Annotated in this window: 23 protein-coding genes; 13 read left to right on the forward strand and 10 right to left on the reverse strand. The window is 52.2% G+C overall.

Annotated elements, in window-relative coordinates; genetic code table 11:
- Positions 1-4: 4 nt before the first annotated feature.
- The 3 genes from C9I98_RS13025 to coaD all read left to right on the forward strand — a co-directional run bounded on the left by C9I98_RS13025 (position 5) and on the right by coaD (position 2,422).
- Positions 5-787 (forward strand): glycosyltransferase family 2 protein, encoded by a 783-nt coding sequence (locus C9I98_RS13025; protein ID WP_036818630.1) that lies wholly within the window; start codon positions 5-7, stop codon positions 785-787.
- Positions 788-800: 13 nt separating this feature from the next.
- Positions 801-1,826 carry a glycosyltransferase family 4 protein gene (locus tag C9I98_RS13030; RefSeq protein WP_107272062.1) on the forward strand — a complete coding sequence of 342 codons (1,026 nt, stop codon included), beginning with the start codon at positions 801-803 and terminating at the stop codon, positions 1,824-1,826.
- A 110-nt stretch (positions 1,827-1,936) separates the two neighbouring features.
- Positions 1,937-2,422 (forward strand): pantetheine-phosphate adenylyltransferase, encoded by a 486-nt coding sequence (gene coaD, locus C9I98_RS13035; protein WP_036824843.1) that lies wholly within the window; start codon positions 1,937-1,939, stop codon positions 2,420-2,422.
- Positions 2,423-2,485: 63 nt separating this feature from the next.
- Here coaD and C9I98_RS13040 read toward each other — a convergent pair whose 3' ends face one another.
- The 7 genes from C9I98_RS13040 to C9I98_RS26530 form a co-directional block, all read right to left on the reverse strand.
- Complete coding sequence (locus tag C9I98_RS13040; RefSeq protein WP_036824841.1) at positions 2,486-3,487, reverse strand: NAD-dependent epimerase; 1,002 nt, start codon at positions 3,485-3,487, stop codon at positions 2,486-2,488.
- Between the two features lie 153 nt (positions 3,488-3,640).
- The gene (mutM, locus tag C9I98_RS13045) at positions 3,641-4,450 is read right to left on the reverse strand and encodes a bifunctional DNA-formamidopyrimidine glycosylase/DNA-(apurinic or apyrimidinic site) lyase (protein WP_107272063.1); all 810 of its coding nucleotides are present in this window, start codon (positions 4,448-4,450) and stop codon (positions 3,641-3,643) included.
- 72 nt (positions 4,451-4,522) lie between these two features.
- Entirely contained in the window at positions 4,523-5,008 is a 486-nt protein-coding gene (locus tag C9I98_RS13050) for a hypothetical protein (protein ID WP_036818769.1), read from the reverse strand.
- Positions 5,009-5,226: 218 nt separating this feature from the next.
- The gene (rpmG, locus tag C9I98_RS13055) at positions 5,227-5,394 is read right to left on the reverse strand and encodes a 50S ribosomal protein L33 (RefSeq protein WP_004405486.1); all 168 of its coding nucleotides are present in this window, start codon (positions 5,392-5,394) and stop codon (positions 5,227-5,229) included.
- Positions 5,395-5,407: 13 nt separating this feature from the next.
- The gene (gene rpmB / locus C9I98_RS13060) at positions 5,408-5,644 is read right to left on the reverse strand and encodes a 50S ribosomal protein L28 (RefSeq protein WP_036818767.1); all 237 of its coding nucleotides are present in this window, start codon (positions 5,642-5,644) and stop codon (positions 5,408-5,410) included.
- Positions 5,645-5,817: 173 nt separating this feature from the next.
- A complete protein-coding gene (gene radC / locus C9I98_RS13065; protein WP_036818765.1) occupies positions 5,818-6,492 on the reverse strand; it encodes a RadC family protein in 675 nt (224 codons plus the stop codon).
- 39 nt (positions 6,493-6,531) lie between these two features.
- Positions 6,532-6,690 carry a hypothetical protein gene (locus tag C9I98_RS26530; RefSeq protein WP_158262684.1) on the reverse strand — a complete coding sequence of 53 codons (159 nt, stop codon included), beginning with the start codon at positions 6,688-6,690 and terminating at the stop codon, positions 6,532-6,534.
- Positions 6,691-6,787: 97 nt separating this feature from the next.
- On the opposite strand from C9I98_RS26530, the gene coaBC reads away from it, so the two are divergent.
- Together coaBC and slmA are read left to right on the forward strand one after the other, a co-directional pair.
- The gene (coaBC, locus tag C9I98_RS13070) at positions 6,788-7,999 is read left to right on the forward strand and encodes a bifunctional phosphopantothenoylcysteine decarboxylase/phosphopantothenate--cysteine ligase CoaBC (protein WP_036818762.1); all 1,212 of its coding nucleotides are present in this window, start codon (positions 6,788-6,790) and stop codon (positions 7,997-7,999) included.
- 206 nt (positions 8,000-8,205) lie between these two features.
- Positions 8,206-8,796, forward strand: coding sequence for a nucleoid occlusion factor SlmA (gene slmA, locus C9I98_RS13075; protein WP_036818760.1), 591 nt, complete (start codon positions 8,206-8,208; stop codon positions 8,794-8,796).
- A 130-nt stretch (positions 8,797-8,926) separates the two neighbouring features.
- Here the strand turns inward: slmA and pyrE are convergent, their stop codons facing one another.
- Both pyrE and rph read right to left on the reverse strand, forming a co-directional pair.
- Positions 8,927-9,568 carry an orotate phosphoribosyltransferase gene (gene pyrE / locus C9I98_RS13080; RefSeq protein ID WP_036818757.1) on the reverse strand — a complete coding sequence of 214 codons (642 nt, stop codon included), beginning with the start codon at positions 9,566-9,568 and terminating at the stop codon, positions 8,927-8,929.
- 117 nt (positions 9,569-9,685) lie between these two features.
- Positions 9,686-10,402 carry a ribonuclease PH gene (gene rph, locus C9I98_RS13085; protein ID WP_107272064.1) on the reverse strand — a complete coding sequence of 239 codons (717 nt, stop codon included), beginning with the start codon at positions 10,400-10,402 and terminating at the stop codon, positions 9,686-9,688.
- A 264-nt stretch (positions 10,403-10,666) separates the two neighbouring features.
- Here rph and C9I98_RS13090 point away from each other — a divergent pair, with 264 nt between their 5' ends.
- From C9I98_RS13090 to recG, 8 genes are all read left to right on the forward strand, one after another.
- Positions 10,667-11,530, forward strand: coding sequence for a YicC/YloC family endoribonuclease (locus C9I98_RS13090; RefSeq protein ID WP_107272095.1), 864 nt, complete (start codon positions 10,667-10,669; stop codon positions 11,528-11,530).
- Positions 11,531-11,729: 199 nt separating this feature from the next.
- On the forward strand, positions 11,730-13,877 hold the full coding sequence (locus C9I98_RS13095; protein WP_158262685.1) for a Gfo/Idh/MocA family oxidoreductase: 2,148 nt from the start codon (positions 11,730-11,732) through the stop codon (positions 13,875-13,877).
- Positions 13,874-14,938: a glycosyltransferase family 4 protein gene (locus tag C9I98_RS13100; RefSeq protein ID WP_051902136.1), complete on the forward strand. Its 1,065-nt coding sequence runs from the start codon at positions 13,874-13,876 to the stop codon at positions 14,936-14,938. The genes C9I98_RS13095 and C9I98_RS13100 overlap by 4 nt, the downstream gene beginning before the upstream one ends.
- A gap of 139 nt (positions 14,939-15,077) precedes the next feature.
- A complete protein-coding gene (gene gmk / locus C9I98_RS13105) occupies positions 15,078-15,704 on the forward strand; it encodes a guanylate kinase (protein ID WP_036821455.1) in 627 nt (208 codons plus the stop codon).
- A 54-nt stretch (positions 15,705-15,758) separates the two neighbouring features.
- The gene (rpoZ, locus tag C9I98_RS13110; protein WP_036821454.1) at positions 15,759-16,034 is read left to right on the forward strand and encodes a DNA-directed RNA polymerase subunit omega; all 276 of its coding nucleotides are present in this window, start codon (positions 15,759-15,761) and stop codon (positions 16,032-16,034) included.
- Between the two features lie 18 nt (positions 16,035-16,052).
- Positions 16,053-18,155, forward strand: a complete 2,103-nt coding sequence (gene spoT, locus C9I98_RS13115; RefSeq protein ID WP_036821445.1) for a bifunctional GTP diphosphokinase/guanosine-3',5'-bis pyrophosphate 3'-pyrophosphohydrolase — start codon at positions 16,053-16,055, stop codon at positions 18,153-18,155.
- Positions 18,156-18,238: 83 nt separating this feature from the next.
- Positions 18,239-18,952 carry a tRNA (guanosine(18)-2'-O)-methyltransferase TrmH gene (gene trmH / locus C9I98_RS13120; RefSeq protein ID WP_036821442.1) on the forward strand — a complete coding sequence of 238 codons (714 nt, stop codon included), beginning with the start codon at positions 18,239-18,241 and terminating at the stop codon, positions 18,950-18,952.
- Positions 18,953-18,964: 12 nt separating this feature from the next.
- Positions 18,965-21,046, forward strand: coding sequence for an ATP-dependent DNA helicase RecG (recG, locus tag C9I98_RS13125; RefSeq protein ID WP_036821440.1), 2,082 nt, complete (start codon positions 18,965-18,967; stop codon positions 21,044-21,046).
- Positions 21,047-21,202: 156 nt separating this feature from the next.
- Here recG and envZ read toward each other — a convergent pair whose 3' ends face one another.
- Positions 21,203-22,567, reverse strand: a complete 1,365-nt coding sequence (envZ, locus tag C9I98_RS13130; protein ID WP_036821437.1) for a two-component system sensor histidine kinase EnvZ — start codon at positions 22,565-22,567, stop codon at positions 21,203-21,205.
- Between the last annotated feature and the right edge of the window lies 1 nt (position 22,568).

The raw sequence follows: 22,568 nt of genomic DNA on the forward strand, positions 1-22,568 counted from the left end.
CAATATGATAACAGGCAATATTATTACCTTAAACGAGTCAAAAAATATCGTCGACTGTATAAAATCTTTGCAGCAAGTCTGTGATGAAATATTCGTTATTGACTCTCTCAGCACAGATAACACGGTCGAGTTAGCACAAGAAATGGGTGCCATAGTAATTGAGCAAGAATATCTTGGGGATGGAATCCAAAAAAATGTCGTACTAAAGCATGCCAAAAATGATTGGGTGTTAACCATTGATGCTGATGAACGTCTCACTCCTGAAGCAGCAGAGGAAATCAAACAACTTAATTTAGATAGCACTCAACATGATGCGTTTTCAATGAAACGCAGAAACTATATAGGTAATCGTTGGATCAAGCACTGTGGATGGTATCCAGATCGCTGTACTCGGCTTTACAATACGAAAAAAACTACATTTAAGAATGTAAAGCAGCATGCTTCAGTTGATGCTCATAATACAAAAGCTCTCCAAAATGACATTATTCACTACTCTTTTGAGAATCTAGGGCAACTTTTTGCTAAACCTGATCGCAACTTTAGTACACGCTCAGCAAAAATAATGTATCAAAAAGGACGTAAAGCTAATGCATTTTCACCGTTCTTACATGGTCTAAGCGCATTCATTCGCAAATATGTCCTACAAACAGGCTTTCTAGGGGGGGTAGATGGTATGACTGTCGCTCTAAGCTCTGCGGTAAATAGTTACCTCAAATATGCAAAGCTGCTTGAGTATCAACGTGACCCTAGCGTGCTAGAAAAAGAAGATTTTAATAAAATTTGGTAACAGGATACTTAAAATGCATATTTGCCACGTTAACTTAGCCTCGGGGTTCAGCGGAGGTGAGCAACAAACGTTACAGCTGATCAAACAACAACTAGCTATGGGCTACACTCTCACGGTAATTACCAACCCAAAGAGCGCCTTGACAGAAAAAGTCAGCTCTCTTGGCTGTAAAGTATACCCAACAAGCCACTTTTTGTTTTCTCATAACCGTGAAATTACACAAGATTGCCAAGCTATTCATGTCCATGAAGGCCGTTCACTTTACTGGGCTATGATCCAATCATTACTTACCAAATGCCCATATATTGTGACAAGACGCATAGATAACCCATTAAGAAACCGTTGGTTACTAAAAAAAGGATATGAGAAAGCTGGTGCAACAATTGGGTTAAGTCAGTCAATCGTTAATCGTATAAAAGATAAATTGCCTGCAAGCACGCCATACCGAATCCCAAGCTCCCCCGTTACCTACCCTGTAAATAAAAGTCAAGTTGAAGAAATAAAGGCTCAATATCAAGATAAATTTGTCATAATCCAAGCAGCAAATATTGTCGCCTATAAAGGCTTTGAGGTAACCATTGAAGCCGCAAAATGCCTTCAAAAACAATACCCAAACATCCAATTCGTCTTTCTTGGAGACGGCAACCTGCGCGAAGAGCTAGAGAATAAAACCAAGCATTTATCCAATGTCCACTTTGTTGGCAAACAACGTAACATGGGTGATTGGTTCACTGTTGCCGATATGCAGGTTCACACATCATACAGTGAGGGGTTAGGTTCTGTGATTCTAGAGGGCATGAATGCAGGGCTACCTGTTATTGCCACCAAGACAGGCGGTATTCCTGATATTATCGATGATAAAAAAAATGGAGAGCTAATTGAAGTTGGAAACCATCAACAACTATCCAATGCAATCATCAAACTCTATGAATCACCAGAACTAAGAAAGCAATACATTACTGCAGGCAAAGAGAAAATGGCTAACTTTGCTATTTCCAATACAGCTCAGCAATACGAAGAAATTTATCGCTCCCTCTAGTTAGCTAGTTCAATATGACGAAAGGGCTCAATTTGTGTTCCAAACTCTGAGTACCAAATCACCAACTGTTCTTTATGGTAATGAACAAAGATGAAAATAAAAGGCCAAGCATGACAACCCGTGTAATTTACCCTGGTACTTTTGACCCTATCACCAATGGCCATCTTGATCTTATCGAGCGCGCAGCTGCGATGTTTGATCATGTTGTCGTCGGTATTGCATTTAGCCCAAGCAAAAAGCCACTGTTTGACTTGCAAGAGCGTGTTGAGCTCGCCAAACAAATCACTCAGCACCTAAAAAACGTTGAAATCGTCGGCTTTTCGGGCTTGCTTGTCGACTTCGCCAAGGAATACCAAGCCAATATTCTTGTCCGCGGCCTACGCGCCGTTTCCGATTTTGAATATGAATTCCAGCTCGCTAATATGAACCGCCGCCTAATGCCTGAGCTAGAAACGGTATTTTTGACCCCGGCGGAAGAAAACTCGTTCATCTCTTCCACCATCGTCAAGGAAGTCGCCTTGCACAAAGGGGATGTGAGCCAGTTTGTTGATCCCGTCATCACCACGGCGCTGCTAGAAAAGTTACAACGGAAATAGAAAAAGGAGGCCTTGGCCTCCTTTTTTGATGCAATACATTAATGCCGACGCAAGCATAAATTTTTATTTATAGTATTCGCGGTACCAATCAACGAATGCCTTAACCCCTTCGGCCACTTTGACTTGTGGTTTATAATCAGTTGCTTCAAACAAGTCCTTGGTATCGGCATACGTTGCGTATACATCGCCTGGCTGCATTGGCATAAAGTTCTTTTTGGCCTCGACACCAAGCGAAGTTTCCAGTGCCTCGATAAACTCCATCAACTTAACCGGGCTACCGTGGCCAATGTTATAAACACGATAAGGCGCTGAACTGGTTGCCGGTGAACCACTTTCAACCGTCCAATCTTCAAACTTTTCAGGGATCACATTCTGGATACGAATGATACCCTCAACAATATCGTCGATATAAGTGAAGTCGCGGCGCATATCACCATTGTTATAGACGTCAATTTGCTCACCATTGACAATTTTCTTGGTGAACTTGAACAGCGCCATGTCCGGGCATCCCCACAGGCCATACACGGTAAAGAAACGCAGGCCAGTGGTCGGCACTCCGTAAAGGTGGGAATAGGTGTGGGCCATTAGCTCATTGGATTTCTTCGTTGCGGCGTACAATGAAATCGGATGGTCGACACTATCAGCGGTATCAAACGGCATTTTCTGGTTCAAGCCGTAAACAGAACTGGATGAGGCATACACAAGGTGTTCGATATTGTGGTGACGACATCCTTCGAGAATAGTGAGGTGCCCCACCAAATTGCTATCAGCATAAGCCATCGGGTTATCGATCGAATAGCGAACCCCGGCCTGCGCCGCCAGGTGAATGACACGATTAAACTTGTGCTCGCTAAATAGGTTGGCAACCCCTTCCCTGTCAGCAAGATCTAGCGTAACAAACGTAAAGAGCGGATGAGCAATGCGTGCTAGGCGGGCCTCTTTTAACGAAACTTCGTAATAGTCATTTAGGTTATCAATGCCAATAACCTCGAGTCCCATGGCACAGAGGCGCTCAACGACCGCACTACCGATAAAGCCAGCAGCACCAGTTACTAGATATTTCATCAATCCATTATCCAAATCAAGATCTTGTTAGGCATATGAAAAAACTATATGAGGGAATAATAGCATCCAGTACTATTTGAATATATGAAAAGGCAGAAAAAGCCCTGTCAATGTTGCTTACCATAAGGTTAAGCAACAATTAAACCAGCCTCGCTACTTCTGGCACTCGCGGCAGAACACAGTTGCCCTCTGGCCTATTTTCATTTCCTCAAGCGGCGTGTCGCAACGCGGGCATGGTTCTCCGCCCTTACCGTAAACCTGCAGCTCCTGAGCAAAGTAACCCGGCTTGCCGTCGCTGTTTTTGAAATCTTTCAACGTCGTCCCCCCCTGCTGAATAGCAAAAGCCAACACGGCCTTGATCTCTGCCACCAAAATAGCCAACCGCTTAGCTGAGATTTGGCCAGCGGCACGCTTGGGGTGGATACCGGCGGCAAACAAGGACTCATTGGCGTAAATATTGCCAACGCCAACAACCACATGGTTGTCCATAATAAACTGCTTCACCGCTGTCTTTTTGTCCTTGGCTTTTTCGGCGAGGTAATCCGCGGTGAAATCTTCGCTCAACGGCTCTGGCCCCAATTTAGCGAGTACCGAATGCTCGCCACCCTGTACCTGCCATAGCCAAGCACCAAAACGGCGCGGGTCGTTATAACGCAGCACTTCGCCGCTGGATAAAACCAAATCCACATGGTCATGCTTTTCGGCCGCAATACCGGCAGGTAAAATTCTCAGGCTCCCCGACATACCAAGGTGGACGATGGCATAGCCAACATCAGTTTCCAATAGCAGGTACTTGGCGCGACGGGTCACATTACGGATCACCTGCCCTTCAATTTGGGCAATGTCATCCGGTACCGGCCAGCGTAGCTTCGGGTTGCGTACCACAATTTTGTCAACGGTTTGACCAATAACATGGGGGGAGATCCCCATGCGGCTGACTTCTACTTCAGGTAATTCAGGCATTCACGACTCTCTGTTCGTCTTATTAATCTCTATAGCACCTACTGTATGGCCTACTGTAAGGGTTCTGGGCTATCAGGGAAACAGGTAACCTTCATCGACTGAGATAGCCAGCCATTCTCCTTGCCAGTTTTTGAGTAACCAAAACTGGGGAAGCTGGTAGACGGTCACCCTGATCGGTTCAGGCTGCACCTCAAGCCAAACCTCAACCGTACGCGGCGACGTCAATTGCTCGGCAAGCTTATCAACCATTGCTTTGTCGACAGGCGTGCCTGCCAGTGCTTGCCAGCGGTTTACCACTTCAGCGGCATTAGCTGCAGATGACGGCGTTGCTCGCCAGCCATCATTGGTATAGTCGAGAGATAAGCCTGGGAGGTGCAAGGCACGGATCTCTGCCCGCTCCGGCAACAGGTTGGTCAGTTTGAGCTCTGAGCTTGCCTCGGTGCGTTGCTGCGCTTCCAGTTGGCGTTGCTTAAGCAGCTCTGGGATTTGGATCATGGCAATAAAGCAGATCACACCAATAATAATGACATTGTTCCACCCGCGACGAGACAGCCTCATACCTCTACTCCATTCAATACCAACCCCGACAATAATCCGGCCAGAGATTTAATGGGCTTGATATAAAAACAAAAGCATAGCATGAACAATAGGAACCACCTATGGCTAGGGGTCACCCTGTTGGGATGGCGAGAATAAAGTGAAGGGATATGCCGAAAAGCAGGCATAAAAAAACCCAGTTAATCAACTGGGTTTTTATCAAAAAAGCAGGCAACCAATTACTTGATTTTAGCTTCTTTGTACATAACGTGCTTGCGAACTACAGGATCAAATTTTTTGATCTCGAATTTGCCTGGCATGTTACGCTTGTTTTTGTCGGTAGTGTAGAAGTGGCCTGTACCAGCAGATGATACTAGACGGATCTTCTCACGAATGCCTTTAGCCATTGTTCAAATCCTCTTAAACGTTCTCGCCGCGAGCACGCATATCAGTAAGAACGGCATCAATACCTTTCTTATCAATGATACGCATGCCTTTCGCAGAAAGGCGTAGTTTAACGAAGCGTTTTTCGCTTTCTACCCAGAAACGATGAGTTTGCAGGTTCGGCAGAAAACGACGCTTGGTGGCATTACGTGCGTGTGAACGGTTGTTACCCGTTACAGGACGCTTACCAGTTACTTGGCATACTCGGGACATTACTGTCTTCTCCAAATCGTTTCAGCTCGATATCTACCATGGCTCATTCGATGTAAAAAAAGCTTTTTACATATAACCACAGCTATCAAAGGTCGCGCATTATACTAAGTCAAAACCAGTTGCTCAAGTCCCGAGCAGTCCTTTCTCAACTTTTTAAGCAAATTTTGGCTAATTTATAGCCATCCTTGCTCTGCAAAAGAAGTGATGTCTCCGTCACCGACAACAAAGTGATCCAGAACCCGAATATCCACCAACGCCAGCGCATCACTGATGCGGCGAGTAATTCGACGATCTGCTTGACTTGGCTCTGCCACGCCTGACGGGTGATTATGCGCTAAAATGAGCGCGGCTGCATTAAGTTCCAGTGATCTTTTTACAACTTCCCTTGGATAAACGCTCGCAGAGTCGATTGTCCCCTCAAAAAGGACCTCTCCCGCGACAACCCGATGCTGGTTATCGAGAAACAAAACAAAAAATGCTTCCCGCTGACGATCCCGCAAGATCCTGCTCAAATATCGACGGGTATGATCCGGGCTGGTAAGGGCATCCCCCTTTTTCATTGTCTCGGCAAAATGGCGCTCGCTCATCTCCATAACCGCTTGCAACTGGGCGAATTTTGCCGGCCCCAATCCTTTATGCTGACAAAACGCCGTCTGATCCGCCCCCAACAGTGCACGCAAGGATCCAAACTGATCCAGAAGGTGGGAGGCCAGCTCGATCGCATTCATCCCGGTGATCCCGGTTCGCAAGAAAATAGCCAGCAACTCGGCATCCGACAATGCAGAAGCCCCCCGCTCTAGCAACTTTTCCCTCGGCCTCGATCCCGTCGGCAGCGCTTTCAAAGACATGGTTTCCTCCTCTGTATCCTCTTCCCTGCATCACAGTGCTCAAGGCTTCCTTGCCCCATAACAGCCAACCTCGACGGCTAGCGAAATATTGGCAAGGAGCAAACTTGGTTTTCCCGAGGCACCACACAAATCCATGTTCACACCTAAGCCTTCCAAGCCATGATCGCCACCTTGGTCACAGTTCTTTTTGAACGCCATTAACCGCGCTTTCCTATGGGTGAATTTGGTGGCGAGCATTTTTTGATGGTAAAGTTTGGCGCAATAACATTCCGGATAGCGACAAGCAGGCGACAAGATGCAAACTTTGGCAGGAAAGAAAATTCTTCTCGGGATCAGTGGCGGAATAGCCGCCTATAAATGTGCCGAGCTAACCCGACGTTTAATCGAGCGAGGCGCTGAAGTGCGCGTGGTCATGACCAAGGCCGCCCAGGAGTTCATTACTCCGCTGACCATGCAGGCGGTGTCCGGCAACCCGGTCTCCGACAGCTTGTTTGATCCGGCTGCCGAAGCCTCCATGGGCCACATCGAATTGGCCAAGTGGGCTGACTTGGTGCTGCTAGCACCAGCAACGGCAGATCTTATTGCCCGCATTGGCGCAGGCATGGGAAATGATTTGTTAACCACACTGTGCCTGGCCACCGAGTCTCCGGTCGCCGTCGCGCCGGCGATGAACCAACAGATGTACCGCAACATCGCGACCCAAGAAAATATCGCCACCCTCAAACGCCGTGATTACCAGGTTTGGGGACCAGCAAGCGGCGAGCAAGCCTGTGGCGATGTCGGCCCGGGCCGTATGCTTGAGCCGATGCAGTTGGTCCATCACGTAGAAGACTTCTTCCAGCCTGCCGACTGGCAGGGGCTCAGCCTGACCATTACCGCAGGGCCGACCCGTGAAGCCATTGATCCGGTTCGCTACCTCACCAACTACAGTTCGGGAAAAATGGGTTATGCCATTGCCGAGGCAGCAGCCAAGCGCGGCGCCAAGGTAACCCTGATCAGCGGCCCGGTTAATTTGCCAACACCGCAGGGCGTAGATCGCATTGATGTTCGCAGCGCCGAGGAAATGCACCAGCATGCCATGGAGCAAGCCAGCCAGCACGATATCTTTATTGCCTGTGCTGCTGTGGCCGATTTCCGCCCGGCGAGCATTGCCGACCAAAAAATGAAGAAGCAAGCGGGCGAGGATGAGATGATCCTGCGGTTAGTCAAAAACCCAGATATCGTCGCCAGCGTTGCCGCGCTGACCGACAACCGCCCATTCACGGTTGGCTTTGCCGCCGAAACCCAGGATGTCGAGCAATACGCCCGCGGCAAGCTGACCCGCAAGCACCTTGACCTAATTTGTGCCAACGATGTGTCCCAGCAAGGCCAAGGATTCAATAGTGACAGCAACGCCCTGCATCTGTACTGGCCAGATGGCGACAAAGCCTTGCCGCTCGCGAGCAAGCACCAACTTGGCCAACAGCTGATAGCAGAGATCATCGCCCTATACCAGGGCGGCGCATAACCCGCAAAGTGTGCACGCCTAACGGTTGGTGGTGAATTAACCGAATAAGATCAAATATAAAGCCCAGCCCTCAAGGTTGGGCTGTTTTTGTCGATAAAGAGATCACTATCAGTTAGCAGTGCTTTTCACAGCAACAATCCACCGCTAAGATAGGCGGGCTTCATGCCCTTAGGTGGCAGTCTCAATTTGAAAAGGAACGGTTATTCATGGCTGGCAACAAGAAAAACAACCGCCGCGAAGAAATTTTGCAAGCACTGGCGCAAATGCTGGAATCAGCTCAAGGCAGCCAACGTATTACTACTGCCAAACTGGCAGCCCAAGTAGGTGTTTCTGAAGCCGCTCTCTATCGCCATTTCCCAAGTAAAGCGAGAATGTTTGAAGGCCTGATCGAGTTTATCGAAGACTCCATCACCACCCGCATCAATCGCATCCTGGATGACGAAAAAGACACCCTCAACCGCTTGCGTATGGTGCTCCAACTTATCCTTGGCTTTGCCGAGCGTAACCCGGGCCTAACCCGCATCATGACCGGCCACGCCCTGATGTTTGAGCAAGATCGCCTGCAAGCGCGTATCAACCAGTTGTTCGAACGCATTGAAACCCAAATCCGCCAAATCCTACGCGAACGCAAATTACGCGAAGGCAAGGGCTTCCCGGTCGACGAGAGCATCCTTGCCGCCCAACTGCTCGGCCAAGTCGAAGGCAGCCTAAACCGCTTCGTCCGCTCCAACTTCAAGCATAAGCCTACGGCGAGCTTCGATGACTACTGGCAATTGTTAAGTGCAGAGCTAGGTTAAGAGCAACAGCTGACGTCTAACAGAACCCACAAAAAAGCGAGAGGCACAAACCTCTCGCTTTTTAGTTTCATGCCCTGTGGTCGTACAAGCTAAGTCGTAAGCTAAGGCCTATATCGCACCAGAACCGCGCTTACACCCCGTACTCAGCACGGTAAGCCTTCACCGCTTCAAGGTGCAGCTCCATACCCTCTTGCTCTTCTAGGTAGCTCACCACATCGCCCAGCGATACAATAGAAATCACGGCACAACCAAAGTCACGCTCCACTTCCTGAATCGCAGACAGCTCGCCCTTGCCTTTTTCCTGGCGGTCGATTGCCACCAACACGCCCGCCAAATCGGCACCGTTAGCCTTGATGATTTCCATCGACTCACGGATAGCGGTACCCGCAGTGATCACATCATCCACCAACATGATACGCCCTTCCAGCGGGCTACCAACCAAGTTGCCACCCTCACCGTGATCTTTGGCTTCTTTGCGGTTGAAGCAGTACGGGGTGTCGACATCATGCTGATCGGCCAGCGCTACCGCCGTGGTGGTAGCAATTGGGATCCCCTTGTACGCAGGGCCAAACAGTACATCGTAGTCAATCTTTGCATCCACCAAAGCCTCAGCGTAAAAACGGCCTAGTCGAGCCAAATCACGACCGGTATTGAACAGACCCGCATTAAAGAAGTACGGGCTCTTACGGCCAGATTTCAGAGTAAACTCACCAAACTTCAAAACACCTTTCTCTAGGGCAAATTCGATGAACTGACGCTGATATGCTTTCATGGTTTCTCCTTACAGTTACAATAAAGTGCTTACAATCGCACGCTAAATTTTGCGACATCGCTGTACAGGCAAAATTTAGACAAAAAAAAGCGGCTCCAATAGGAACCGCTTTAAAAACTAGTTTTCCAACGCTTGCTTCTGAACGCTGATGATATCGTCAATGCCGCTCTTCGCCAGGGCCAGCATGGCCAATAGCTCTTCGTGGCTAAAGGCCTCGCCTTCCGCCGTACCTTGGATCTCGATCATCTTGCCTTCTTCGGTCATCACGACATTCATGTCGGTCTCGGCAGCGGAGTCTTCGACATACTCAAGATCACAGATCGGCTCACCGTTATAGATACCCACCGATACCGCCGCCACCATGCCTTTCAATGGGCTTTGCTTTAGCAGGCCCTTTTCCAACATGTAGTTGATTGCATCAACCAATGCCACCATCGCACCGGTAATCGATGCTGTGCGCGTACCGCCGTCGGCCTGGATAACATCACAGTCAACCGTGATCATCTGCTCACCCAAGGCTTCCAAATCAACCGCGGCACGCAGGCTGCGGGCAATCAGGCGTTGGATTTCCATGGTACGGCCGCCTTGCTTGCCGCTTGCCGCCTCACGGCGGTTGCGCGAGTGCGTCGCACGCGGCAGCATGCCATATTCTGCCGTCACCCAACCCTGGCCCTTACCTTTTAGCCAGCGTGGCACATTCTCTTCGACGCTTGCTGTACAAATCACTTTGGTATCGCCGAACTCAACCAATACCGAGCCTTCGGCATGGGCTGTAAAGTTACGAGTAATAGTAATAGGACGAACCTGGTTGGTACTTCTTCCGCTTGGACGCATCGGGGATTCCCTTTGGCTGGATGACATTAACCGGCGATTATAGCCACAACGGCCTTGTTGTGCACGCGCTACTTGCAACCCCCCTTGGCCAAGCAAATGGTTACCTGCCAACCCGCCATCCTTGTCATATCTTTTATCACCAAGGGCAAGTATAATCAGCCCACCACAGAAGCTGCGCTATTACGTACCTTCACCCGCCGACCGGCGTTTGCCTGATGGCGGAAAATGCAGCTATCTATTCTCTTGATAAAGGGCCATCAGCCAATGATTCATAGCATGACCGCTTACGCTCGCCGCGAAGTAAAAGGCGACTGGGGCACAGCCGTTTGGGAAATCCGTTCTGTAAACCAACGCTACCTTGAAACCTACCTACGCATGCCTGAGCAATTCCGTAGCCTTGAGCCGGTATTACGCGAGCGCTTCCGCAAGCGCCTGGCGCGAGGCAAGGTGGAATGCAACCTGCGCTTTGAAGCCAACCCGGCAGCGACCAAAGAGCTGACCATCAACGAAGATTTGGCCAAGCAGGTGATCAAGGCAGCCAAGTGGGTTAAAGACACCTCTGGCGAAGGCAATATCGGCCCATTCCAAGTACTAAACTGGCCTGGCGTGATGGAAGCACCCGAGCAAGATCTGGATGCCATCAACAAAGACTTGCTGGCTGGCTTTGATGCCACGGTTGATGATTTCATCGCCGCCCGCGCTAGCGAAGGCGAGAACATGAAAGATCTGATCGTCCAGCGCCTGGATGCCATTTCCGCAGAGGCCGCCAAGGTACGCAGCATGATGCCGGAAGTGATCAAGTGGCAGCGCGAGCGTATCATGACCCGCTTGGAAGAAGCCAAGGTTGAACTAGATGCCAACCGTGTCGAGCAAGAGCTGATCATGCTGGCGCAAAAAAGCGACGTGGCAGAAGAGCTGGATCGCCTTGACTCCCATGTAAAGGAAACCCAGAAGATCATGAAGAAAGGTGGCGCCTGTGGCCGTCGCTTGGACTTCATGATGCAAGAGTTCAACCGCGAGTCGAACACTCTGGCTTCAAAATCCATCAATACCGAAATCACTGCCGCGGCTGTCGAGCTGAAGGTGCTGATTGAGCAGATGCGCGAGCAGATCCAAAACATCGAATAAGCCGCCGCTCTTCCTGAATAAGCCAAGCCCTGCCAGCCAGGGCTTGGTTTTATCGATTCAACTCCACCCCTATCATTTCCAAATCCCTTGCTATAGTTAATTTTATCGTAGGGGGACTAAGTCGTATTAACTCGCCATGGTTAATTGATTTACTGCGTTTATTAATCGTTGTCATTGGATGATCGCTTGGAGTGTAGGAATGGAAGCTAATAAGACATATAACGTTATCTTGTGTGGTGCCGGTTTCATCTCAAATATCCATGCAAGCACACTGAACCAGCTAAAAAATACCAATCTTGTTGCCATTGTAGACCCGAACCAAGACGCAGCACGCAAACTCGCCAAACAATTTAATATTCCTCATACATTTACAGGCATTCAGGAAGCACTGAATACCATTGAATTCGATACCGCCCACATTCTCGCTCCCCCTAACCATCATTACTCCCTCACCCATGCACTGCTCAGCCATGACAAGCATGTCTTGGTTGAAAAACCACTGGCTGAAACAGCCGCTGAGTGTGACGAGCTGGCCCAGCTAGCCAAACAAAAAGGGGTGACACTAGCGGTCAACCAAAACTTTATTTTCCACCCGGCTCTCCTCAAAGCCAAAGCGCTATTGGCCGACGGAAAAATTGGCCCGGTTAAATCGGTAAAGCTCGATTACGAGATGCCGTTGAGGCAACTCGATGCTGGCCAATATGGCCACTGGATGTTCAGCAAGCCCGTCAACATCCTACTTGAGCAAGCCGTCCATCCAATCTCGCAATTATTTTCATTGTTCGGCTTGCCCCGTGGCGATACCCAATGCCGAGCCAGCCAACCGACAGCGCTAACGGTGCAACTCCCTTTTATAAAGCGCTTAGATATCATGGGAGAATTGAACATTCCCTACCACTTTTCATTTGCCATGGGCCAGGACTTTCCTGTCTGGCAGATGAAAATCATTGGGGAGGATGGCGTATTAAACGTTGATTTCATCAACAACCAGCTGTCTTGCCAAACCCGAAGCCGTTTCCTGCCGGCACTTGATATCGCCGTCAGTGCCACACGCCAGGCAAGCTCCGTTTGCTACCAGGGCTTGAAACAACTGTTCCAGTACTCAACCTCCATTGCGGGCTTAACTTCATCGAAAGACCCCTTTTCGTCTTCCATGAAAGCGAGCATGGTTCACTTCTACCAAGCTCTGGATCAACAAGTGACACCTGTCCACAGCGGCGACTTCGGCCACAAGATCATCTCGTTCTGCCATACCTTAGCCCAGCAGGGGTTCCCAGACCTTCTCGACCCGCTCCCAGCAGAGGCCCCAACAGACGCACTTTTTGACGATGAGGGTAAATTTGACGTCTTAGTTATTGGCGGTACCGGTTTTATCGGTCGTCAGGTCATTAAGCGACTGCAGGCCGAAAATTACAGTATTGGGGTCATGGCAAGAAACATTAATGCGCTACCATCACTATTTCACCAACCCGGCATTACGTTACTCAAAGGAAATGTTCGGGACAGCAAGGCGGTCAGTCGCGCCATCAGTAAGGCGACCTATGTGATCAACCTTGCCCACGGTGGCGGGAGTGGCTCGTGGCAAGAGATCCATGATGCGATGGTCGGCTCAGCAGAGACCGTTGCCAATGCATGCCTCCAGCATAAAATTGAACGTCTTGTCCATGTCGGCTCAATTGCTTCGCTTTACCTCGGTGATACAGATACCATCACCAGCGAGACCCCACCGGACCCGCAACCTGAGCTCAGGGCAGACTACTCAAGGGCCAAGGCCCTTGCGGATGAGTTACTGCTAACCAAGTACCCGCAATTGGACTTTGTGCTGCTTCGCCCCGGCGTGGTCATTGGAGAAGGCGGATTAATCAACCACACCGGGGTTGGCTTCTTCAACAATTGCCAGCATTTTATTGGTTGGAATAGGGGTAATAACGCCTTGCCATTTGTGCTTGTTGAGGATGTTGCCAACGCAACCGTGGCGGCGCTCACGGCCAAGAATGCCAAAGGCAAAGCATTGAATCTCGTCGGCGATATACGACTGAACGCTAAAGAATATGTTTCACTATTACGCAACCAGCTAGAACGGCCTTACCAGTTCATCTCGCAACCCACCGAGTGGCTATATGCCCAAGAGCTAGGTAAATGGGCGGTAAAGCGTATCGCAGGGCGAAAAACGCCTATGCCAGCATTGCGTGATCTCCGCTCTAGGGCAATGACGGCTTCCTTTGACAACACGACCGAAAAAGCACTTCTCAACTGGCAACCAACAGCAGACAAGCAGGAGTTCATACAACGCGCCATCGCGGTGCATAAGCCAGAGGCCACCGCCCAAGAGGAGCAGGCGTCATGACCAAGCACCTCTTGCATGTGTTCTCGACTTTTGCAATTGGTGGCCCCCAGGTCCGGCTGGCCCAAATCATTAATGCCAGCCCGGGGGATTACCGCCATACCATTATCGCCCTTGACGGCAATTGTGAGGCCAAAAGCAAATTAGCCAACGGGGTGAATATCGAATTTGTCGATGTCGGCGATATGAAAGCCCTCGGGCTGGCACAGCGCTTCAATGCCATCAAGGATCGCCTGCAAACCATCAATCCGGACACCCTGATGACTTACAACTGGGGCGCGATTGAATGGGCGCTGGTCAACCGCCTGGCAGGTACCAGCAAGGGGGTGCATTGGGAAGACGGCTTCGGCCCCGAAGAAAAAGAGGCCACCCTCCCCAGGCGCAATATCTTCCGCCGCTTCGCGCTCTCGGGCAGCACCCAAGTCGTGGTACCGTCTTATAACCTGATGGCGATTGCCAAGCGGGACTGGCGGCTCCCCGAGAGCAGGCTGAGCTACTTTCCCAACGGTATCCATATTCCCGCCGAGCTCCCCGGGCGAGTACCGGTATCCAAAGGCAAGGCACCCACCTTGGTGACCCTGGCAACATTACGCGCCGAAAAGAATATCCATCGGCTAATAGATAGCTTCATCGCCACGGCTCCCGAGGGAAAATTGCTGATTGGCGGAAGCGGCCCCCTGCTGGACGAGCTCAAGCGCTATGCCGAGCAAAACAAGGCTGGCGATCGCGTGGAGTTTAGCGGCTATATCAGCGATGTGTGGCAGTTTCTCGCCCAAGGCGACGTTTTCTGCCTGACTTCGGATACCGAGCAAATGCCAATATCGGTGCTGGAGGCCATGGGCGCAGGCATGCCGGTTGTCGCCACCGATGTTGGGGATATCAATACCATGGTTGCAGCGGAAAACCTCGGCTATATCGTCCCGCCAGAGGCATTCAATGGCGCACTTGCGGATATGCTCGCCAACCCAGGGCAATGGCAAAAAATTGGCGCAGCCAACCAACGCAAGGCGGCTGAAAAATTCAGCTTCGCCGCCATGCTCGACAACTTCACCCGATTGACATAATTCCCGTGCTATTTTTAATAGAGCGATCAGGGAATTAATGAAGCACAAATAATATTGGTTATTCTTTGACTACCTGATTCAAATTACTCGCAGTTCGTGATAATCTGCGCGCCCTTCTATCACTGAGTGAAAATAGGCAATGAGCAAAGGTACTCTATACATCGTGTCGGCACCGAGCGGCGCTGGAAAATCAAGCTTGATTAACGCACTTCTTGAAACAAACCCGACCTATGACATGAAAGTATCCGTCTCTCATACGACGCGCGGCATGCGCCCGGGTGAGCAGCACGGCGTTCATTACAATTTTGTCAGCGTAGAAGAATTTACTGAGCTTGCAGAAAAAGATGCATTTTTAGAGCATGCCGAAGTTTTTGGTAACTTCTACGGCACCTCCCGTCTTTGGATCGAAGAGCAACTGAACAAGGGGATCGACGTATTCCTGGACATCGACTGGCAAGGCGCGCGCCAAATCCGCAAGCAAATGCCACAAGCGAAGAGCCTGTTCATCCTGCCGCCGTCGAAAGAAGAACTGGAGCGCCGCCTGAATGCCCGAGGCCAAGACAGCGAAGCTGTGATTGACCGTCGTATGCAAGAAGCACGCTCTGAAATCTCGCATTACAGCGAATACGACTATGTGATCGTCAACGATGATTTCGACGTTGCGTTGATGGATTTCAAGGCCATCATTCGTGCAGAACGATTGAAGCAAGACAAACAAGCTGCTAAATATACCAGCATGCTGAATGCGCTACTGGCAGAACAGTAACTATTTTTGTACAATTTTCCCTCTTTTACTTATAGATAACCACTGGAGTCCTCCATGGCACGCGTAACCGTTCAAGACGCTGTTGATAAAATTGGCAACCGTTTCGATCTGATCCAAATTGCTTCACGCCGCGCTCGTCAGATGCAAACTGGCGGTAAGGATCCACTGGTTCCAGAAGAAAACGACAAGTACACAGTGATCGCGCTTCGTGAAATCGAAGAAGGCCTAATCACTAAAGATATCCTGGATGCTCGCGAGCGTCAGGAACTTCAAGAGCAAGAAGCAGCAGAGCTAGCAGCCGTTAGCGCTATTGCAGGCGACCACCGTTAATTCAGGGAACCGGGCGAATTGTATCTTTTTGATAGCCTGAAAGAAGTCGCAACCGAATACCTGCCTGAGACTCAAATTGAGGCTCTCAGGCAGGCTTATCTTGTTGCGCGTGATGCCCATGAAGGGCAGACCCGCTCCAGCGGCGAACCGTATATCATCCACCCTATTGCCGTAGCCCGTATCTTGGCGGAAATGCGCCTCGACTACGAAACGCTAATGGCAGCCCTGCTCCACGATGTCATCGAAGATACCGAGGTCACCAAAGACGATCTCGATAGCCGCTTCGGTTCAACAGTGGCAGAGCTGGTTGATGGTGTCTCCAAGCTGGACAAGCTAAAGTTCCGCGACCGCAAAGAAGCACAAGCCGAGAACTTTCGCAAAATGATCATGGCCATGGCCCATGACATTCGCGTTATCCTCATCAAGCTGGCCGACCGCACGCACAATATGCGCACCCTGGGTGCCCTGCGTCCGGACAAACGCCGCCGCATCGCCCGCGAGACACTCGAGATTTTCTCTCCGCTGGCGCACCGCCTTGGTATCCACAACATCAAAACCGAGCTCGAAGAGCTGGGCTTTGAAGCCTTGTACCCGAACCGCTACCGTGTTCTGAAAGAGGTTGTGGCCGCGGCAAGGGGTAACCGCAAAGAAATGATTAATAAGATCCACGCCGAAATTGAGGGCCGCCTCAAAGACGCGGGGATCGAAGGCACGGTCCAAGGCCGAGAGAAGAACCTGTACTCCATCTACAACAAGATGAAGAACAAGGAACAACGCTTCCACTCGATCATGGACATCTATGCCTTCCGTGTCTTGGTGAAGGATCTCGACACCTGCTACCGCGTACTCGGCCAAGTCCATAACTTGTACAAGCCGCGCCCGAGCAGGATGAAAGACTACATCGCCATTCCCAAGGCCAACGGCTACCAGTCGCTGCACACCTCCTTGGTGGGCCCGCACGGCGTCCCTGTCGAAGTCCAGATCCGTACCGATGATATGGATCAAATGGCGGACAAAGGGGTGGCCGCGCACTGGGCTTACAAAGACGGCGAAAGCTCGGGTACCACCGCGCAAGTCAAAGCCCAGCGCTGGATGCAAAGCCTGCTTGAGCTGCAACAAAGCGCGGGTAGCTCGTTCGAATTCATCGAGAACGTCAAATCCGATCTGTTCCCGGATGAAATCTACGTCTTCACACCGAAAGGCCGTATTGTCGAGCTACCGGTTGGCGCCACCGCGGTGGACTTTGCCTATGCCGTGCATACCGATGTTGGTAATGCCTGTGTCGGTGCCCGTGTCGAACGCCAGCCATACCCGCTCAGCAAGCCGCTCAAAAACGGCCAGACCATCGACATCATCAGTGCACCGGGTGCCCGCCCGAATGCAGCCTGGTTGAACTATGTCGTGACATCGCGTGCGCGTACCAAGATCCGTCAGGTGCTGAAGACCATGCGTCGCGAGGAGTCGATCACCCTTGGCCGCCGCTTGCTGAACCACGCCTTGGGCGAGCTGAACATCGACCAAATCGACCCTGACAACCTGCAGCAGGTGCTTACCGACTACCGCCTTGAAGACCTCGAAGAGCTACTGGCTGAAATTGGCCTTGGCGAGTTGATGAGCATCGTGATTGCCCGCCGCCTGCTCGGCAGCGCCGACGAGCTCACCGAAAAAGAAAGCGATCACCGCCTGCCAATCCGTGGTGCCGACGGTATCTTGCTGACTTTCGCCAACTGCTGCCACCCAATTCACGGCGACCCAATCATGGCGCACGTGAGCCCGGGCAAGGGGCTGGTGATCCACCGTGAGGAATGTGCCAATATCCGTGGCTACCAGAAGGAGCCGGATAAGTACATGGCCGTCGAGTGGAGCGAAGACTTCGAGCAGGAGTTCGTCACCAACCTCAAGGTGGATATGCAAAACCACCAAGGGGCCCTGGCCGACCTGACAAACACCATTGCGGCAACGGGCTCAAATATCCAAGGTCTGGCGACCGAGGAAAAAGATGGCCGTTTGTATACCATTACGGTAAGGCTAACGACCAAGAGCCGTATCCATCTGGCCAATATCATGCGCCGGATCAGGGTGATGCCGAACGTGGTTCGTGTCTCCAGGCAGAAAAACTAATTAACGGACACGGCTTCGGCCGTTTTCGAATGTTGACCAAAACGCCCGTTTACGGGCGTTTTCTTTATGGCAGAAATACCACTATGACACCTGAACGCTTCCAGCGAATCCAATCTGTTTTAGCCACCCGCCAGCCGGATCTGACGGTGTGCATGGAAGAAGTCCACAAGCCCAACAACGTCTCGGCCATCATCCGTACGGCCGATGCGGTCGGGGTGCACAAAGTCCACGCCGTGTGGCCGGAAGAAGGCATGCGCGTGCTTAGCCACACCTCGGCAGGTGCCCGAAACTGGGTCGAACTGGAAACCCACGACACCATGGTCAATGCCGTTGGCAGCCTCAAGGCCCAAGGCATGCAGGTGCTGGCAACCAACCTCTCAGACACCGCGATTGATTTTCGTGAAGTGGATTACACCAAGCCGACCGCCATTATCCTCGGCGGCGAGAAAAATGGGATCACCGCTGAAGCGCTGGCATTGGCGGACCAAGATATCATCATCCCGATGGTCGGCATGGTACAGTCATTGAACGTCTCGGTGGCCAGCGCGCTGATCCTGTATGAAGCCCAGCGCCAACGCCAAAATGCCGGGATGTACGATCTGGAAAAAACCCAGTTGCCGGACGATGTTGTGCACCGTATCCTGTTTGAACGCGGTCACCCGGTATTGGCAAAGGTGGCTCGCCGCAAGGGGCTGCCATACCCGCCACTGGATGAAAACGGCCAAATCGATGCCGACGAGCAATGGTGGAACATCATGCAGGCTACCGAGCCAAAGAAAGCCAAGCAACTACCTTAATGGGAAGGAACCATGAGCGGACAACTTCTTGATACCATCGCCTTGACCGAGTTGTCGGGAGTCGGTGCCAAAATGGCAGAAAAACTGGAAAAGGTCGGCCTGCACACGGTGCAGGACTTGCTGTTCCACCTGCCGCTCCGCTATGAAGACCGTACCCGGATCTGGCCGATTGCCAACGCCATGGCCGGTCAGCACCTCACCGTCCAGGGCGAGGTGCTAAGCAGCAACATCACCTTCGGCAAGCGCAAGATGCTAACGGTCAAGATCAGCGACCAAACCGGCAGTGCCACCTTGCGCTTCTTCAACTTCAATGCCGCGATGAAAAACAGCCTTGCCGACGGCAAGCAGGTCAAAGCCTATGGCGAGATCAAGCGCGGCAAATACGGCCTTGAGATCATCCATCCTGATTACAAGGTGTTTTCCGAACCGACCGAGCTCAGCGTCGAGGAAACCCTCACGCCGGTGTACCCGACAACCGATGGCTTGCGCCAATTAACCCTGCGCAACCTGACCGATCAGGCCCTGCGCCTGCTCGACAAGTCGGCCGTTAGGGAATTGTTGCCCGAAGGGCTGTACGACCGCCAGATGACCTTGTCGCAAGCCTTGCATATCATGCACCGTCCAACCCCCGATGTGTCGCTCGACCAGCTAGAGGAAGGCAAGCACCCGGCCCAGCAGCGCCTGATCCTCGAGGAGTTGCTGGCGCAAAACCTATCCATGCTGGCGGTGCGCCACAAGAGCCAGCGCCATGCCGCCTGGCCGCTTGCCGACAGCAATACCCTCAAGCAGCAGCTACTGGACAGCCTGCCGTTTAGCCCGACCGGCGCCCAGCAACGGGTTGTCGGCGATGTCGAAACCGATATGCGCCAGCCCCACCCTATGATGCGCTTGGTCCAGGGCGATGTCGGCTCGGGCAAGACCTTGGTAGCCGCCCTTGCTGCGCTGCGTGCTATCGAGCACGGCTACCAGGTGGCTTTGATGGCACCGACCGAGCTGCTGGCCGAGCAGCATGCGATTAACTTTGCCAACTGGTTAAACCCGCTGGGTATCGAAGTGGGCTGGTTGGCGGGTAAGCTCAAGGGCAAGGCAAGGGAAGCAGAGCTGGCACGAATTGAAAGCGGTGAGGCCAAGATGGTGGTCGGTACCCATGCCCTGTTCCAGGAGCAGGTGATATTCAATAACCTCGCTTTGGTGATCATCGACGAGCAGCACCGCTTTGGTGTCCACCAGCGCTTGGAGCTGCGAGAAAAAGGCGCCAACGACGGCCGCTACCCGCACCAGTTGATCATGACGGCGACCCCGATCCCGCGCACGCTGGCCATGACCGCCTATGCCGACTTGGAGACCTCCATCATCGATGAGCTGCCGCCTGGACGCACCCCGATCCAAACCGTTGCCGTCCCGGACTCCCGCCGTCCGGAAATCATCGACCGGATCCGCTCCGCCTGCCTCAACGAAGGCCGCCAGGCCTATTGGGTCTGCACCCTGATCGACGAATCCGAGGTATTGGAAGCACAAGCCGCCTCCGATACCGCCGATGAACTGACCGCCCAGCTTCCCGAGCTCAAAATTGGCTTGGTCCACGGCCGAATGAAGCCGGCTGAAAAGCAAGCGGTGATGAAGCAGTTCAAGGAGGGAGAACTCCACCTATTGGTTGCCACCACCGTTATCGAAGTCGGGGTCGACGTACCCAACTCCAGCCTGATGGTGATCGAAAACCCCGAGCGCCTCGGCCTTGCCCAGCTCCACCAGCTGCGTGGCCGTGTCGGCCGTGGTAACGTCGCCAGCCATTGCGTGTTGCTCTACCATGCCCCGCTGTCGAAAACGGCCCAGAAACGCTTGGGCGTACTGCGCGAGAGCAGCGATGGCTTTGTTATCGCCCAGCGCGACTTGGAAATCCGCGGCCCGGGTGAATTGCTCGGCACCAAGCAAACAGGCATCGCCGAGTTCAAGGTCGCCGACTTGATCCGCGACCAGCACCTGATCCCGCAAGTACAAAAGCTGGCCCGCTACCTGCACGATAACTACCCAAGCAACGCGGCAGCCATCATCGACCGCTGGCTCGGCCAGCGCGACAACTATTCCAACGCCTAGGCCTATTAAGCCCGTTAGCCAGGTTGCACTCGTCACCTGGCGCTAGCTAACGGCGCTAGGGATACCTGCAACCAAAAACACAAAAAAAAGACCAGAAATAAAAAAGGCCAGCCCATTACATTGGGCTGGCCTTTATCATGCTCATCGGCGGCAAAGCTAGGTTAATTTCTTACCGTTGGTTAACACCAGCGGCAGGCTAACCTGTACCTTTAGGCCACCGGCACTGCGGTTGCTCACCTGGATTTTACCCTCGTGCTGATCGATGATCCGCTTCACGATGGCCAAGCCCAGTCCCGTTCCTTCGGTATCGGATCCCCTGGCGGTATCGCCGCGGGTCAGAGGCTGGAACATTTTCGCCACCTGATCCGGGGCAATCCCAGGCCCGTCGTCCTCGACACAGAACCACGCCATCTTGCGATCGGCTGTCACACCGCTGGAAATCTTCACCCAACCATTGCCGTAGCGCAGGGCGTTGGTCACCAAGTTGGCCACCGAACGCTTAATTGCCACGCCATTGGCATGGATCACCCCCGGCATCTTGGCCAGCTCAAGTTCAATCTTGCGCTCGTAGCCACCCTCGGTCTCGGCCACTTCTTCAAGCAAGATGCTCAAATCGAGCTCTTCCTCGGCCTGCTTCTTGGTCGACTTCAGGTAGTCCATGAACTGGCTGATGATCTCGTTACACTCCTCGGTATCCTTAATCATGCTTTCGGCCAGGTAGCCATCTTCCGGCGACATCATCTCGGTCGCAAGGCGGATCCGAGTCAACGGTGTACGCAAGTCGTGGCTTACCCCGGCAAGCAATAATGCCCGGTCGTCCTCCAGCTGCTTGATCCCTTCCGACATATGGTTGAATGCCTTGGTCACGGCACGGATTTCCGACGCCCCCCTTTCCGGCAGCACCGGAGGCGTTTCGCCCCGGGCAACCTGCAAGGCCGCATTTTCCAGCGCCACCAGCGGGCGGTTCTGGATCCGGATAAACAACCAGCCACCGGCAATCACCATGAAGGCAATGATCAGGCTGTAATGGAACAACGGCGAGAAGTCATCTTCCTGCAGTTCCGATAACGGGATACGCATCAAGAAGCCGGGAATGGCCTCGCTTCGCATCCACAGGACATAGCTGTCTGCCCCCAGCACCAAGCGTACCTCGGTCGGCGAATCAAGCTCCGCACTCATCTCCTCGCTGAGGTATTCGATGACCGTTGCCTTGGCATACTCCTCAAGCTCGTCGGCATGCATCGGATCGGAACCGTCCTCGGCATGCAGCGTCACCCCGAGCTGCTCCAGCAATTGGCGCCGGAGCGGGGTGTCGAGATGGAAAGATTGGCCATCCGCGAGCTGAACGTCTTCCTTTAGCATCAGCCTGACTTCGTAGGCCAATATCCGGTTGAACTGCTGCAAGCTCGGCAGCAGCGCATAGTTCAGCACCGCCAAGTACGAGAAAATCTGGCTTGAAATCAACAAGCCAGCCAACAAGATAAGTGTTCGGGTAAAGGTACTGCGGGGCGACAATCGCATG

Source organism: Photobacterium sanctipauli, assembly GCF_003026495.1.
Lineage (GTDB): Bacteria > Pseudomonadota > Gammaproteobacteria > Enterobacterales > Vibrionaceae > Photobacterium > Photobacterium sanctipauli.

Bases quoted from the DNA above. Each gene is read 5' to 3' on its own strand.
- rpmG (WP_004405486.1), bottom strand. From the start codon at position 5,394: ATGGCTAAAGGCATTCGTGAGAAGATCCGTCTAGTATCATCTGCTGGT.
- trmH (WP_036821442.1), top strand. From the start codon at position 18,239: ATGACACCTGAACGCTTCCAGCGAATCCAATCTGTTTTAGCCACCCGC.
- mutM (WP_107272063.1), bottom strand. From the start codon at position 4,450: ATGCCTGAATTACCTGAAGTAGAAGTCAGCCGCATGGGGATCTCCCCC.
- C9I98_RS13095 (WP_158262685.1), top strand. From the start codon at position 11,730: ATGGAAGCTAATAAGACATATAACGTTATCTTGTGTGGTGCCGGTTTC.
- rph (WP_107272064.1), bottom strand. From the start codon at position 10,402: ATGCGTCCAAGCGGAAGAAGTACCAACCAGGTTCGTCCTATTACTATT.
- C9I98_RS13090 (WP_107272095.1), top strand. From the start codon at position 10,667: ATGATTCATAGCATGACCGCTTACGCTCGCCGCGAAGTAAAAGGCGAC.
- C9I98_RS13040 (WP_036824841.1), bottom strand. From the start codon at position 3,487: ATGAAATATCTAGTAACTGGTGCTGCTGGCTTTATCGGTAGTGCGGTC.
- C9I98_RS26530 (WP_158262684.1), bottom strand. From the start codon at position 6,690: ATGGCGTTCAAAAAGAACTGTGACCAAGGTGGCGATCATGGCTTGGAA.
- envZ (WP_036821437.1), bottom strand. From the start codon at position 22,567: ATGCGATTGTCGCCCCGCAGTACCTTTACCCGAACACTTATCTTGTTG.
- rpoZ (WP_036821454.1), top strand. From the start codon at position 15,759: ATGGCACGCGTAACCGTTCAAGACGCTGTTGATAAAATTGGCAACCGT.
- pyrE (WP_036818757.1), bottom strand. From the start codon at position 9,568: ATGAAAGCATATCAGCGTCAGTTCATCGAATTTGCCCTAGAGAAAGGT.
- C9I98_RS13030 (WP_107272062.1), top strand. From the start codon at position 801: ATGCATATTTGCCACGTTAACTTAGCCTCGGGGTTCAGCGGAGGTGAG.
- rpmB (WP_036818767.1), bottom strand. From the start codon at position 5,644: ATGTCCCGAGTATGCCAAGTAACTGGTAAGCGTCCTGTAACGGGTAAC.
- recG (WP_036821440.1), top strand. From the start codon at position 18,965: ATGAGCGGACAACTTCTTGATACCATCGCCTTGACCGAGTTGTCGGGA.
- C9I98_RS13025 (WP_036818630.1), top strand. From the start codon at position 5: ATGATAACAGGCAATATTATTACCTTAAACGAGTCAAAAAATATCGTC.
- C9I98_RS13050 (WP_036818769.1), bottom strand. From the start codon at position 5,008: ATGAGGCTGTCTCGTCGCGGGTGGAACAATGTCATTATTATTGGTGTG.
- coaD (WP_036824843.1), top strand. From the start codon at position 1,937: ATGACAACCCGTGTAATTTACCCTGGTACTTTTGACCCTATCACCAAT.
- gmk (WP_036821455.1), top strand. From the start codon at position 15,078: ATGAGCAAAGGTACTCTATACATCGTGTCGGCACCGAGCGGCGCTGGA.
- coaBC (WP_036818762.1), top strand. From the start codon at position 6,788: ATGCAAACTTTGGCAGGAAAGAAAATTCTTCTCGGGATCAGTGGCGGA.
- slmA (WP_036818760.1), top strand. From the start codon at position 8,206: ATGGCTGGCAACAAGAAAAACAACCGCCGCGAAGAAATTTTGCAAGCA.
- radC (WP_036818765.1), bottom strand. From the start codon at position 6,492: ATGTCTTTGAAAGCGCTGCCGACGGGATCGAGGCCGAGGGAAAAGTTG.
- C9I98_RS13100 (WP_051902136.1), top strand. From the start codon at position 13,874: ATGACCAAGCACCTCTTGCATGTGTTCTCGACTTTTGCAATTGGTGGC.